Source organism: Stenotrophomonas sp. STEN014, assembly GCF_056760315.1.
This window is the reverse complement of record NZ_JBRREN010000001.1, coordinates 322,308-335,398: the sequence shown is the minus strand read 5'-3', so window position 1 is coordinate 335,398 and position 13,091 is coordinate 322,308. Positions and strand designations below refer to the sequence as shown.

Annotated in this window: 12 protein-coding genes; 4 read left to right on the top strand and 8 right to left on the bottom strand. The window is 67.9% G+C overall.

The window, feature by feature from the left end; translation table 11 throughout:
* The first annotated feature begins 97 nt into the window (after positions 1-97).
* Positions 98-1,201: a D-alanine--D-alanine ligase gene (gene ddlA / locus ACVOMC_RS01325; protein ID WP_481522536.1), complete on the top strand. Its 1,104-nt coding sequence runs from the start codon at positions 98-100 to the stop codon at positions 1,199-1,201.
* A gap of 201 nt (positions 1,202-1,402) precedes the next feature.
* Here ddlA and ACVOMC_RS01320 read toward each other — a convergent pair whose 3' ends face one another.
* From ACVOMC_RS01320 to oleC, 3 genes are all read right to left on the bottom strand, one after another.
* Complete coding sequence (locus tag ACVOMC_RS01320) at positions 1,403-1,558, bottom strand: DUF1328 domain-containing protein (RefSeq protein WP_083468499.1); 156 nt, start codon at positions 1,556-1,558, stop codon at positions 1,403-1,405.
* A 94-nt stretch (positions 1,559-1,652) separates the two neighbouring features.
* Complete coding sequence (gene oleD, locus ACVOMC_RS01315) at positions 1,653-2,648, bottom strand: 2-alkyl-3-oxoalkanoate reductase (protein WP_481522535.1); 996 nt, start codon at positions 2,646-2,648, stop codon at positions 1,653-1,655.
* Entirely contained in the window at positions 2,645-4,297 is a 1,653-nt protein-coding gene (oleC, locus tag ACVOMC_RS01310) for an olefin beta-lactone synthetase (RefSeq protein WP_481522534.1), read from the bottom strand. The genes oleD and oleC overlap by 4 nt, the downstream gene beginning before the upstream one ends.
* A 101-nt stretch (positions 4,298-4,398) precedes the next feature.
* On the opposite strand from oleC, the gene ACVOMC_RS01305 reads away from it, so the two are divergent.
* The gene (locus ACVOMC_RS01305; RefSeq protein ID WP_481522533.1) at positions 4,399-4,830 is read left to right on the top strand and encodes a YkgJ family cysteine cluster protein; all 432 of its coding nucleotides are present in this window, start codon (positions 4,399-4,401) and stop codon (positions 4,828-4,830) included.
* 56 nt (positions 4,831-4,886) lie between these two features.
* Here ACVOMC_RS01305 and ACVOMC_RS01300 read toward each other — a convergent pair whose 3' ends face one another.
* The 4 genes from ACVOMC_RS01300 to ACVOMC_RS01285 all read right to left on the bottom strand — a co-directional run bounded on the left by ACVOMC_RS01300 (position 4,887) and on the right by ACVOMC_RS01285 (position 10,332).
* Entirely contained in the window at positions 4,887-5,780 is an 894-nt protein-coding gene (locus ACVOMC_RS01300; RefSeq protein ID WP_481522532.1) for an alpha/beta fold hydrolase, read from the bottom strand.
* A gap of 63 nt (positions 5,781-5,843) precedes the next feature.
* A complete protein-coding gene (locus ACVOMC_RS01295) occupies positions 5,844-6,860 on the bottom strand; it encodes a 3-oxoacyl-ACP synthase III (RefSeq protein ID WP_054659904.1) in 1,017 nt (338 codons plus the stop codon).
* A gap of 179 nt (positions 6,861-7,039) precedes the next feature.
* Positions 7,040-7,357, bottom strand: a complete 318-nt coding sequence (locus ACVOMC_RS01290; protein WP_054659906.1) for a DUF4156 domain-containing protein — start codon at positions 7,355-7,357, stop codon at positions 7,040-7,042.
* A 110-nt stretch (positions 7,358-7,467) separates the two neighbouring features.
* Positions 7,468-10,332, bottom strand: coding sequence for a M16 family metallopeptidase (locus ACVOMC_RS01285; protein WP_481522531.1), 2,865 nt, complete (start codon positions 10,330-10,332; stop codon positions 7,468-7,470).
* Between the two features lie 352 nt (positions 10,333-10,684).
* Between ACVOMC_RS01285 and ACVOMC_RS01280 the strand changes: the two genes are divergently transcribed.
* Both ACVOMC_RS01280 and trmL read left to right on the top strand, forming a co-directional pair.
* A complete protein-coding gene (locus ACVOMC_RS01280; RefSeq protein ID WP_481522530.1) occupies positions 10,685-11,146 on the top strand; it encodes an XAC0231 family protein in 462 nt (153 codons plus the stop codon).
* A 46-nt stretch (positions 11,147-11,192) separates the two neighbouring features.
* Entirely contained in the window at positions 11,193-11,672 is a 480-nt protein-coding gene (gene trmL / locus ACVOMC_RS01275) for a tRNA (uridine(34)/cytosine(34)/5-carboxymethylaminomethyluridine(34)-2'-O)-methyltransferase TrmL (RefSeq protein WP_481522529.1), read from the top strand.
* Between the two features lie 53 nt (positions 11,673-11,725).
* On the opposite strand, the gene ACVOMC_RS01270 is transcribed toward trmL, so the two are convergent.
* A complete protein-coding gene (locus ACVOMC_RS01270) occupies positions 11,726-12,958 on the bottom strand; it encodes a CaiB/BaiF CoA transferase family protein (RefSeq protein WP_481522528.1) in 1,233 nt (410 codons plus the stop codon).
* Positions 12,959-13,091: the final 133 nt, after the last annotated feature.

The following is a 13,091-nucleotide window of genomic DNA, read 5'->3' as shown; positions in this document are numbered from 1 at the left end:
AATCGACAGATAACCGCCACGCGCCCGCGCAGGCGGACGCCGGAAGGTTCATGCTATGCATATTCCCTTCAACACAAGCGGCAGGAGCACACAGGCAATGGGCAAGACCCGGGTTGGCATCATCTTCGGCGGTCGTTCGGCCGAGCACGAGGTCTCGCTGCAATCGGCGAAAAACATCTTCGATGCGCTGGACAAGGACCGGTTCGACGTCAGCCTGATCGGCATCGACAAGCAGGGCCTGTGGCACCTGTGCGATGCGGCCAATTTCCTGCACAACGCCGAGGACCCCAAGCGCATCGCGCTGGATACCTCCGGCCCGGTACTGTCGGTGCTGCCGGGCGCCGAGCACGGCCAGCTGCTGGCCGCCGATGGCCGCCAGGTGCCGCAGCTGGATGTGGTGTTCCCGATCGTGCACGGCACCCTGGGCGAGGACGGCACCCTGCAGGGCCTGCTGCGTACACTGAACCTGCCGTTTGCCGGCCCCGGCGTGCTCGGTTCGGCCGCGGCGATGGACAAGGATGTGGCCAAGCGCCTGCTACGCGATGCCGGACTGGCGGTGGCGCCGTTTGCCTGTTTCAACCGGGTCAGCGTCGCGCAGGCCAGTTATCAGACGCTGGTCGCCCAGCTGGGCTCGCCGCTGTTCGTCAAACCGGCCAACCAGGGCTCCTCGGTGGGCGTGAGCAAGGTGCGCAACGCCGCCGAGTTCGCCACCGCGCTGGCACTGGCGCTGTCATTCGACCACAAGGTGCTGGTGGAATCGGCGATTGCCGGTCGCGAGATCGAATGTGCGGTGCTCGGCAACGAGGTCCCCGAAGCCAGCGTCTGCGGCGAAGTGGTGGTGCATGACGACTTCTATGCCTATGACACCAAGTACATCAGCGCCAGCGGCGCGGAGACGGTGATCCCGGCCGATATCAGCGCCGATGCGCAGGAGCGTATCCGCCAGATCGCCGTGCGCGCCTACCAGGCGCTGGACTGCATCGGCATGGCGCGGGTGGACGTGTTCTTCACCGCGAGCGGTGAGGTGGTCATCAACGAGCTGAACACCCTGCCCGGCTTCACCAAGATCAGCATGTATCCCAAGCTGTGGGGGGCCAGCGGGCTGGGCTACACCGCGCTGATCACCCGGCTGATCGAACTGGCGCTGGAACGCCACGCCGCGGACAAGGCCCTGAGCAGCTCGATCAACGCCCTGGCCTGACCACAGGCGATCAGGCCGGTGATGCGCCGCGCGCCATCACCGCCTGGTCCCTATCGCCCGCATCGTGACCGCCTAGGCCGTACGGTGCCGAGGGCAAGAGCGTGATCTGCCGCGAACGACCGCGGCCCGCCGGATAAAGGAAAAGAAACGGCCCGCACCGGTCACCCGGGCGGGCCGTCGTCGTGCAGGGCGATCGTGCGATCAGACTTTCTTGCGGAACAGCGAGATCACCGCAAGGATCAGGAACACCACGAACAGGATCCACGCGATATTGCTGGCAGCGCCGGCGATACCGCTGAAGCCCAGTACCGCGGCGATGATGGCGATCACAAAGAAGACGACGGCGTAATGGAGCATGGGAAAGTTCCGCTGTTTGGACACGCGGTGCATCTTCCATGTCCGGCGGTCGCGACACGGTGATCGCGACGTGATAGCGGCATGACGACGCAGCTCAACCGGCAGTGGTCGCCGCTGCCAAGCGACGCAACCCCTCTTCAATCGACACCTTCGGCACGTAGCCGAAATCGCGGCGCGCCGGCTCCATCGAATACCAGTGCGGCGTGCACAGCTGCTCGGCCAGAAAACGCGTCATCGGCGGCTCGCCACGCAGCCGCAGCAGCGGCCACAGCTTTTCGCAGACCGCGCCAATGCGGTAGGCGGCCTTGAACGAGATCGTCTTGTCCACCGCCGGCGCGCCCACCGCAGCCAGCAGCCGGTTGAGCAGTTCGCGCATCGGCAGCGGCTCGCCATTGGAGATGAAGTAGGCCTTGCCGGCACAGGCCGCACCGACCACCAGATGGTCGAACGCATCAAAGTGCGCCTGCGCGGCATTGTCGATGAACGTGGTATCGACCTTGTTGCTGCCGTCGCCGACAAAACGCAGGCGCCCGGCCCTGGCCCGCTGTGCCAGACGCGGCACCAGCTGGTTGTCGCCCGGCCCCCAGATCAACCGCGGCCGCAGCGCGACGGTGGCCAGCTCGGCGCCGTTGGCGGCCAGCACTTCCTGCTCGGCGAGGGTCTTGGTGGCCGCGTACGGCGCCTGGAAATCCTCGCCATAGGGCACCTCGTCCGCGCCTAGCCCCTCCACCGGATGGGTGGCGCGATGGGTCACGCTCGGCGTGGAGGTATAGACCAGACGCCCGATGCCATGCGCACGACAGGCGGCCAGCACGTTGCGGGTGCCAACCACATTGGCCTGGAAGTAGCTGTCATAGCTGCCCCAGGCGCCGGCCTTGGCGGCGTTGTGGAAGATCGCATCGACGCCGGCGGCGGCGTGGTGCACCGCATTGGCATCGGCCAGATCGCCGCGGATCTGGCCCACGCCCAGCGCCTGCAGCTGCGGGTAATGGCCGCGGTTGAAGCTGAGCACCTCGTGGCCGCGCGCGACCAGGCCCCGGCACAGCGCCTGACCGAGAAATCCACCGCCGCCGGTGACCAGAATCTTCATGCGCGCTCCTTCAATCGGGTTGCCGCCCAGACCGCGAGCTTTTCGCGGCCGATCTTGGCGTTGTGGCGGATGTCCACCGGAAACGCCGGATGCTGCAGGAACCGGCCAATCCCGGCCAGCCTGGGCTGCGTTGCCGCCAGTGCGCGCAGCGCCTGCTCGATGGCGGCGGCCTCGCTGCCGGGCAGCCGTTCGTAGCACAGCACCGGCACCTGCCGGCCCAGCGGCCCCACGCCGACCAGCGCGGTGCGACGCACGCCGGGCACGGTGTTGAACACCGGCTCGACCTGCTCGGTGTACAGCGGCCCGGTGGCGGTTTCCACGCGCTGGGTCTTGCGCCCGCAGAACCACAGCCGCCCCTGCGCATCGAACCAGCCCACATCGCCCATGCGGTGCACGATGCGCTCGCTGCCGTCGGCCAGCACCTCGCGGATCTTGGCCGCGGCGGTGGCCTGCGGCCGGTTGAAATAGCTGTCGGTGGTGGTGGGCCCGGTCACGGTGATCTCGCCGACCTCGCCCACGGGCAGTTCGCGCACACCGCTCCAGTTGGCGATGGGTTCATCGGTGATGGCGATGATGCGCACCTGGTTGGGCGCCACCACCGCGCCGACACAGGTGCCGGCACCACTTTCGGTCGCCGCGCGGGTCGCCTCCAGCTCACGGCCTTCGATCACCGCCACCGGCAGGCATTCGGTGGCGCCATAGGGCGTCCAGAACTGGCCGTCGGCCGGCATCAGCGCGCGGATCTTGGACACGGTCTGCGGCGGCACCGGCGCCCCGGCCGAGGTCGCGCGGGTCACCGTCGGCAGCGGCTGGCCGTACTCGGCCAGCACCCGCATCAGCGCCGGCGAGCCGAACAGCTGGGTCACGCCGAAACGGGCGATGGCGTCATGCAGCTTGCGTGGATCGGCACTGCCGGGCCGGGTCGGGTCCATGTCCGGGATCACCGAGGTCAGGCCCAGCGCCGGATCAAACAGCGCGAACGGCGGGAAGGTCGGCAGATCGACGCCGCCGGGCTGCATGCCGAAGGCGTTGCGCAGCAGCTCGATCTGGCCGAGGAAATGGCGGTGGCGGTAGACCACGCCCTTGGGCACGCCGGTCGAGCCGCTGGTGAACAGGATCGCCGCGGTGTCCTCCGGCGCGGTGGCCACCAACTGGCTGCCGGCGCCGGTCCCGGCCGCTTCGAGCCGGGCCAGGGTGGTGCCGCCCCAGCCCCAGCGCGTGCCGACCGTGACCAGCCGCGTGGCCGACTTCGACCAGCCCAGCAGCAGCCGCGCCAGATGCGCCAGCGGGATACCGATGAAGGCCTGCGGCTGCGCCTCGTCCAGGCATTGCTTGAGCGCGCGCCTGTCGATGCCCGGATCCACCAGCACCGGCACCGCACCGATCTTGAACAGCGCGAACATCAGCAGGAAGAACTCCGGCCCCGGCCGCACCATCACCACCGCGCGTACACCGCGGCCGACGCCATAGGCCGCCAGCCCGGCGCCGATGGCATCGCTGCGCGCATCGAGCGTGCGGTAATCCAGGGTGACGTCGTAGCGGGCCATGCCGTCGGGGCCCGGCCGGCCCGGGCAACGGATGGCGATCTGGTCGGGCCGTTCACGCGCCAGTTCGGGCAGGCGCGCGGCGATATTGCAGGAATCGTTCATCGGCATATTGTCACCGCTGCAGAAATTTCTTGCGCGCGGAACGGCGGCATGGAAAATCCTCCAGCTTCCCCACCCGCATCGCCGCCCCAAGGCCGGCTCCCATGCCCCATCCCTGCCTCAGCTGCGGCGCCTGCTGCGCCCAGTACCGCGTCGCCTTCCACTGGATGGAATCGGACGAAGCCAGCGAAGGCGGCGTGCCACACGCGCTGACCCAGCGCCTGGACCCGCACCGGCTGTGCATGCAGGGCACCTATTCGGACCCGATCCGCTGCGTGGCGCTGGATGCGCGCATTGGCGAGTATTCGCGCTGCACCATTCACCCCAGCCGTCCCAGCGTCTGTCGCGAAGTCGATGCGTCGTGGGAATACGGCCAGGTCAGCGCGCAGTGTGATCGCGCGCGCGCCGCCCATGGGCTGGCCCCGTTGACCCTGGCCGACTGGCGCTGGCGCGATGCGGCCGACAATGACGGTCCACAGCCGGACGACAACGGCAACACGCCATCCTCACCGCCACAGCCGCCGATCGCCGCCTGAGCGCTGCCGGGCCCAACCGCCGCAGCGCAAAGTCCGGCGGGGTTGTCATCGGGCAGTCAGCGCAGGGGGTTGCGCTCCAGGAACGCACGCACCGCCGGCACGATGGCCTCGTGCTTGTCTTCCAGCACGTAGTGGTTGGCATCCTCGAACGCGGTCACTTCGGCCTGCGGCAAGGCCTTGCGGAAGCCGGCCAGGAAGTGGTGGTCGAAGCAGAAATCACGCAGGCCCCAGGCGATATACACCGGGCGGTCGGCGAAAGACGGCAGCGCCGCAGCGGCACGCTCCAGCAGCGACCACGCCTTGTCGGCCGGTGACAGCGGGATGTCCTGCATGAAGCGGATGGTGGCGATGCGGTTGGCCCAGCTGTCGTACGGGGCGACATAGGCACGGCGCACTTCGGCAGGCATCCTGCGGCTCACGCCCAGCCACGAGGCGCCGGCGGAGAACGCGTTGAAGGTACGGATGAACCACTCGCCCGGCTTCCAGTGCCGGCCCATGGCGATCTGCCACGGCATCGGCTTTTCGGCCGGCAGCGGGAACGCGGCGGTATTGGTGATCACCAGCCGCTTGACCTGCGCGTGGTGCGACAGCGCCCAGCCGAAACCGATCATGCCGCCCCAGTCGTGCACCGCCAGCGTCACCGGACCGGTGATGCCCAGGTGCGTGAGCAGCGCGTCCAGATCATCCACGCGCGACTGCAGCGTGTACTCGTACCGGCTGTCATCGGGCTTGTCGGACAGGCCCATGCCGATGTGATCCGGCACGATGCAGCGGTATTTGTCGCTCAGGCCGTTGACCAGATGGCGCCACAGATAGCTCCACGACGGGTTGCCGTGCAGCATCACCACCACCTCGCCATCGCGCGGGCCTTCGTCGATGTAGTTCATCGACAGCCCGGGACGGACCTCGAAGCGGTGGGTGTGGCTCGGATAGCCGGGGAACTTGTTCATCACATCGCACCTGGAAAAAGGGCCGGCAGAACCGGCCCTGTGTTTCGTCTGCGCCGTGCCGGCTTACCAGACGACTTCGGCCATCGTGCAGTTCAGGCCCGAGCCGATACCCATCAGCGCCACGCGGTCGCCTTTCTTGAGCTTGCCCAGCTGACGCAGCTTGCTCAGCACGATCGGCACCGAGGCCGGACCGATGTTGCCGTGCTCGCCGAAGATGGTCATCACCTTCTTCGGGTCGATGCCGAAGGCCTTGATGAAGGCGTTGGTGTGCGGCTGGCTGACCTGGTGGATCACGAACTGGTCGATCTCCTCCACCGCCCAGCCCAGCGCCTCGCGCGTGGCCTCGAAGGTCTTGGTGGCCAGCTTGATGCCTTCGATCAGCAGCAGGCGGGTGTCGGTGACCATGCGGTCCAGGTTGCCCACGCACAGCTTGTTCCACTCGTTGGCCGCACGGGTCACGCCGCCCTTGTAGCGCGGCGCATCGGGCACCAGCTCCGAGCGTGCCAGCACCATGGCCGCGGCACCGGAACCGGTGGTCAGCGCGGCGACTTCGTCGCGCAGCTGCTGGGCGGTGATGTCCGGGGACATCATGCGCTCCAGGGTCTTTTCATAGACCAGGTTCGAGGTTTCGCCGTCGACGATCAGTGCGTAATCGATATCACCGCGCTCGAGCATGCGCGCGGCCACGTCCATGCCGTTGATGAAGGCCAGGCAGGCGTTGGCGATGTCGAAGGTGACACAGTCTTCGCCGATGCCCAGGTTGCCGGACACGATCGACGCGGTCGACGGCTCCAGGTAGTCACGGCTGACGGAGGTGTTGAGCAGCAGGCCGATCTTGTCGGCGGTGATGCCGGCATCATCCAGCGCCTTCTGACCGGCGAGGGTGGCCACATCAGAGGCTTGCGTACCCTGGTCCCAAAGCCGGCGCGCGTGGATGCCGGCGATATCGCCCAGCACATCGGCACGGATCCCCAGGCGTTCCAGCGTGGGCTGGAGCCGCTCGTTGATTTCCTTGGAGGTCAGCGTATGCGGCGCATCAATATGCGCCAGTCCCGCGATCGAGACATTCTGGAAAGGCATCGGAAAGCGCCAAGACTCAGGCGAAGGGGGCGCTATTCTAGCCTCTGCGCCTTTTTACCGCATCTTTACAAATAAACGGCCCGCCGTATGGAGCCCTCCGGCGCGCTGGCAGGCACCGGGACCACGTGCCTGCGCGCCGCGGAGCCGGGAAATCACCGGCTCACGGACAGTTGCCGCACTCAGCGCGGCGGGCACTGGTAGGCGGCAAAGCGCTGGCTGCCATCGGCCGGCAGCCCTGTCGCCTGCACCGCATTGGCACCGGCACTGGGCGCTTCGTTGCGGGCCAGGGTTTCCAGCTCTTCCTGCACACGCAGCGGGTTGCGGTTGTAGAAACCGACCTTGTTCTTCACCGACACCACGATCTCGCCCTTGGTCACGCACCCCGGCGCGACCGGACCGGCCGGCAGCACGCGCACCGCCTTGCCTGAAGATTCAATCGGCACCCAGGTGCAGGCAGCGGTGCTGGCGATCAGGACAGACAGAAACACGATACGCATGGACAGTTCCTTGTAGATAACGGAACGGATTGTGCCGTGAATGAATGAACCCGTCATGATCCATGGCCCGCTCCACTGCGGAGCGGGCCATGGCGTGGGCTGCGTGGAACTTACCTGGCCGTGGCGGCCACCGGCTTGCCTTCGGTATCGATCACGGTGACTTCGCCCAGGTTCAGGGCACGCACCGGGGCTTCGGTCTGCTTCAGGTCCCCCACCACCACCCAGGTCAGCGCGGCCGGATCCAGCGTGCCGGCGGCCTGCGCCACCTGCGCCGGGGTCATCGCCTCGATCTCGGCCTTGCGCTTGAACACGTAATCATCCGGGCGCTGGTAACGGACGATGCCACCGATGGTGCTCATCACCGCCGCGCCGGTCTCATAGGCGCCGGGCAGGCTCAGCGTCTGGATGTTGCGGATGCGGGTGACCTCCCCGGCCGTGGGCGGGCGCTGGCCGCCGGCGAACTGCGCGATCTCGGCGTGCATCTCCTTCATCGCCTCGGCGGTCTTGTCGATCTGCACCGGCGCCACCGCCATCCACGGCCGCTGGCCCAGGGCGGGGCTGGCCATGCTGCGCGCACCGTAGGACCAGTGCTTGTCCTCGCGCAGATTCATGTTCAGACGCGAGGTGAAATCACCACCGAGCACGCCATTGGCCATATCGAAGCGGGTGGCTCCCGTATCCATGGTGGAAGGCACGACCTGGCCGGCGAACAGGTTGGCCTGCACCGCGCCGGGCTGGTCGATCAGGTACACGCGCGCGCCCTGCGGACGGGCCACCGGGGCCGGTGCCGCCACGCTGGCCGCGGCGCCTTCGCCCTTCCAGTCACCGAACTGGCGCTCCAGCAGCGGCACGATCTCCTGCAGCGTGGTGTCGCCGACCACGATCAGCGTGGCCGCTTCCGGACGCACCCAGGCCTTGTGGAAACCGACCAGGTCCTCGCGGCCGAGCGCGGCGATCGCCGCCTCGTCGCCACTGCCGGTGAACGGAATCGCATACGGGTGACCGGCGCCGTACAGCAGCGGCGGCAGCACGCGCATGGCCACCGCGTTGGGTTGCGCCTTCTCCTGCTGGATGCCGGCGATCCAGGTCGCCTTGATGCGGTCGATCTCGTTCTGGTCGAAGCGCGGCGCGCGCAGCGCGTCGGCATACAGCGCCAGCGACGGGGCCAGGTTCTCCTTCAGCGCCGACAGGAACACGCTGGCGCCGTCCAACGATGCGCCGGCGCCGATGCGCGCGCCCAGCGCCTCGGCGGCGTCGGCGAATGCCAGCGCGCCGCGCGAACCGGCGCCCTCATCGAGCATGCCCATGGTGAAGTTGGCGGTGCCCGGCTTGCGTCCCTGATCGGCGGTGAAGCCCCCCGGGAACTCATAGCTGAACTGCACCACCGGGATGTCATGGCGCTCGGCCAGCACCACCCGGGTGCCGTTCTTCAGCGTGGCGCGCTGCAACTGCGGGAACTTCAGCTCGGGGAAGCTCGTGGTCTGCGGCACGCCGGCGCTGCGGTCGACCTGGCTGGGCAGTGCCGTGTACTTCGGGTCCACCGCCGGCACGTTGAACGGCGCCGGCTTGCCCGAGGGCAGTTCCTCCAGCGCCACCCGCGCGCCGGGCGTGACCACCAGGGTGTGGTCGCCCACGCCCAGCCACTTCGCGCCAACCGCCTTCAGGTCTCCGGCGGTGGCCTTGTCGATGTTGGCCAGCGAGGTGCGGAAGCAGCCCGGATCACCTTCGTACACCGTGCATTCGGCCAACGCGTCGGCCTTGCCGCCGAAGCCGCCGATCCGCTCGATCCCGCGCACGAAACCCGAACGCGACTGCACCTTGGCGCGCTCCAGTTCGTCGGCGCTCGGGCCTTCGGCGATCAGGCGCTTGAGTTCCTCATCGATGGCCGCCTCCACCTTGGCCGGGTCCACGCCCTGCTTGACCGTGGCCATGATCAGGAAGTTGGAGCCCAGCTGCGAGGCGTCGGCCATCGCGGTGATGTTGTCCACCAGCTTGTCGTTGTGCAGCAGGCGCTGGTCCAGCCGCGAGGACTTGGCCCCGCCCAGCACATAGGCCAGCAGCCCGAGCTGGTCGATATCGGCCGTGCCCAGCTGCGCCACATTCCAGGCGCGATAGATGCGTGCCTGCGGCACCTTGTCGGTCATCACCTCGCGGGTGCTGGCCGGACGCTGCGCCACATCCACCTTCGGCTGGGCCATGCTCGGACCGGCCGGGATATCGCCGAAGTAGCGGGCGACTTTCTCTTTGGCGGTGGCCACATCGATATCGCCGGCCAGCACCAGCACCGCGTTGTTCGGGCCGTACCAGGTGCGGAACCAGGTCTTCACGTCATCGAGCGAGGCGGCATTGAGATCGTTCATCGAACCGATCACGCCGTGGTGGTACGGATGCCCGGCCGGATACAGCGCGCGGGTCAGCTTGTCCCACACCTGGCCATAGGGCTGGTTCTCGCCCTGGCGCTTCTCGTTCTGCACCACGCCGCGCTGTTCATCGAGCGCGGCCTGGTCGATCGCACCGAGCAGGTGGCCCATGCGGTCGGACTCCATCCACAGCGCCATGTCCAGCGCGGTGGTCGGCACGTTCTGGAAATAGTTGGTGCGGTCGGTATTGGTGGTGCCGTTCTGGTCGGTGGCGCCGACCTGCTTGAACGGTTCGAAAAACTCGCCGCTGTGGTTCTCGCTGCCCTGGAACATCAGGTGCTCGAACAGGTGCGCAAAACCGGTGCGGCCGGACGGCTCGTCCTTGGCACCGACGTGGTACCAGATGTTCACCGCCACGATCGGCGCCTTGCGATCGGTGTGCACCACCACCCGCAGGCCGTTGGGCAGGGTGAACTGTTCGTAGGGGATATCCACCGCCGGGGCCGCGACCGGCGCGGACTTGGCTTCGGCGACCAGAGGCGCGCCGACGAATCCTCCGAGGGCGGCGCTCAACGCCAGGGTGAGCAGGGCGGTGCGGGGAACAGCTGCGTTCATTCCTCTTTCCTTGGGCATGAATGTGAGTGCCGATGCTAACCGGGCCCCGAAGTCGCCACACCGCCCATCGGTCATAGCGGCGTTTCCCGGCCACCGCGTCCGCGGTGGACACCCCCGGCACGGCCAGTGTCCGGACAACGGACACCGCGCATCCACGAGAAACCAAGCCATATCAATGAGATGCAGTTGGCATGCAGCCTGCTCTGTTCTCACTGCAGCGCAGCCAGTCCCGAAGCAAACCTGAGCAAACGCTGAACCATACATCGGAAAGCAAGAAATTTCTTGCAGCACGAGGAATGGTGTACTACATTACTACCACACCGCTGTTCACACACACCAAATAGGTCCTGCCATGAACACCAAGTCCATCGCCATTGCCATCGCCCTTGCCGCCGGCACCGCGTTTGCCGCTTCGGTCCAGGCTTCCGACATCCCCACCCTGGAAACCGTGCAGGTGCGTCCCAGTGCCGACCAGCTGGCCCAGGCCGAACACGAGCGCACCAGCGCCATCCCCACCCTGAGCGCGGTGCAGGTCCGCCCGACCGCCGGCCAGATCGTCGAACGCAATGCCGAACTGGCCGCCGCCCAGCCGATGGTGACGCTGGCCGCCATCCAGGTGCGCCCGACCCGCGAACAGCGCGACGCGCTGGCCGCCGAGACCGCACACGACAACCGCGTCCACGCCACCACCATGGCGATGGCCACCGCGCTGGGTCACTGGGTGGTCGCCGTGCCGGCCCTGCACATCCGCCCGGGTTCGCTGAGCCTGCAGTCGCTGGCCATCAACGTCGCCGCCGATCTGCTGGGCCGCTGAGCCGGCCACACGCCAGGCCCTGCCTGCGGCGGCGTAAACTGCGCCGATGACTTCCGCACCCGTTTTCGATGTCCTGCTTTACCAGCCCGAGATCCCGCCCAACACCGGCAATGTGATCCGGCTTTGCGCCAACACCGGCGCGCGCCTGCACCTGATCGAGCCGCTGGGCTTCGACCTCAGTGACAAGCAGCTCAAGCGCGCCGGCCTGGACTATCACGAATACGCGCAGCTGCAGGTCCACCCGGACCTGGAGACCGCGCTGGCGCGCATCGCGCCCACGCGCCTGTTCGCTATGAGCACCCGAGGCAGCGTGCGCTATGACAGCGTGGCCTTCGCCGATGGCGATGCGTTCCTGTTCGGCCCGGAAACCCGTGGTCTGCCGCAGGACCTGCTGGATTCGCTGCCCGACGGCCGCCGCCTGCGGCTGCCGATGCAGCCCAACAACCGCAGCCTGAACCTGTCCAACTCGGTGGCGGTGGTGGTGTTCGAGGCCTGGCGCCAGCACGGTTTTCCCGGCGGCCAGTAGCGCGCGCGGACAATCCGGCGGGCGCAGGGCCCTTGGCGGCCGGAGTGCGCGGTTCACTCCCCGCCGCCGAGCACCCCGAGCGCCTGCAACTGCCCCAGGCGCCCGGCATCGAGTGAGAGAATTTCCTTCAGCACCTGTGCGGTGTGCTGCCCCAGCATTGGCGCGGCCTGCGTGTACTGGAGCGGGGTGGCGGAGAACTTCAGCGGATTGCGCACCATCGCCACGCGGCCACCACCGGCATGCGGCAGCTCGATCTTCAGCCCCCGCGCCCGCACCTGCGGATCATCGAACACCTGGTCGATGCGGTTGACCGGATTGGCCGGCACGCCCGCTTTTTCCAACAGCGCCAGCCACTGCGCGGCCGGACGCGCGCGCAGACACTGCTGCAGCTGCGGCACCAGTGCATCGCGATGGGCGACCCGTGCATTGTTGGTCGCATAGCGCGGATCGGCCGCCAGCTGCGGCTGGCCGATCACCTCGCACAAGCGCGCGAACTGGCCATCGTTGCCCACTGCCAGCATGAAATAGCCATCGGCCGCCGGCATCACCTGGTAGGGCACGATGTTCGGGTGCGCGCTGCCCTGCCGCTCCGGCACCACGCCGCCGACCAGGTAGTTGGAGGCTTGGTTGGCCAGCCAGGCCACCTGCGTGTCCAGCAGCGCCAGATCGATCTGCTGGCCGATGCCGGTGCGCTCGGCATGGCGCAGCGCCGCCAGGATCGCGGTGGCCGCATACAGGCCGGTCATCAGGTCGGTCGCGGCTACGCCCACCTTCTGCGGACCGGCGCCGGGCGCGCCGTCGGGCTCACCGGTCACGCTCATCAGTCCACCGATGGCCTGGATCGCCGCGTCATAGCCGGCGCGCTGCGCGTACGGGCCATCCTGGCCGTAACCGGTGATCGAGCAGTACACCAGCTTCGGGTTCAGCGTCTGCAGGCGCGGGAAATCCAGCCCGTACCGGGCCAGCCCGCCGACCTTGTAGTTCTCCACCAGCACATCGCAGCGGGGAACCAGTTCGCGGATCAGCGCCTGCCCATCGGGCGTGGTGAAGTCGATCGCCACCGAGCGCTTGCCGCGGTTGGCGCACAGGTAGTACGCCGATTCGCCGGTGTCGTGGCCGGCGGCATCTTTCAGGTACGGCGGCCCCCAGCTGCGGGTGTCATCACCCACCCCGGGGCGCTCGACCTTGATCACATCGGCACCGAAATCGGCCAGCACCTGCGTGGCCCAAGGCCCGGCCAGGATGCGGGACAGGTCCAGCACGCGCACACCCTCAAGCAAGTTCACTGCAGCCCCCAAGCCCGGATAGCGGAACGCGCAGGGTGCCACGGCGCGCCGCCCGCCGGCCAACGCGGCACCGCCGCACACACGATCGGCCGGGTTCCACAACCCGGCCGACGGTATTTGCAGCATTCCCGCG

Coding starts and splice junctions, on each gene's coding strand:
- ACVOMC_RS01305 (WP_481522533.1), top strand. CDS start 4,399: ATGCCCCATCCCTGCCTCAGCTGCGGCGCCTGCTGCGCCCAGTACCGC.
- ddlA (WP_481522536.1), top strand. CDS start 98: ATGGGCAAGACCCGGGTTGGCATCATCTTCGGCGGTCGTTCGGCCGAG.
- oleD (WP_481522535.1), bottom strand. CDS start 2,648: ATGAAGATTCTGGTCACCGGCGGCGGTGGATTTCTCGGTCAGGCGCTG.
- ACVOMC_RS01290 (WP_054659906.1), bottom strand. CDS start 7,357: ATGCGTATCGTGTTTCTGTCTGTCCTGATCGCCAGCACCGCTGCCTGC.
- ACVOMC_RS01300 (WP_481522532.1), bottom strand. CDS start 5,780: ATGAACAAGTTCCCCGGCTATCCGAGCCACACCCACCGCTTCGAGGTC.
- oleC (WP_481522534.1), bottom strand. CDS start 4,297: ATGAACGATTCCTGCAATATCGCCGCGCGCCTGCCCGAACTGGCGCGT.
- ACVOMC_RS01320 (WP_083468499.1), bottom strand. CDS start 1,558: ATGCTCCATTACGCCGTCGTCTTCTTTGTGATCGCCATCATCGCCGCG.
- ACVOMC_RS01295 (WP_054659904.1), bottom strand. CDS start 6,860: ATGCCTTTCCAGAATGTCTCGATCGCGGGACTGGCGCATATTGATGCG.
- ACVOMC_RS01280 (WP_481522530.1), top strand. CDS start 10,685: ATGAACACCAAGTCCATCGCCATTGCCATCGCCCTTGCCGCCGGCACC.
- ACVOMC_RS01285 (WP_481522531.1), bottom strand. CDS start 10,332: ATGAACGCAGCTGTTCCCCGCACCGCCCTGCTCACCCTGGCGTTGAGC.
- trmL (WP_481522529.1), top strand. CDS start 11,193: ATGACTTCCGCACCCGTTTTCGATGTCCTGCTTTACCAGCCCGAGATC.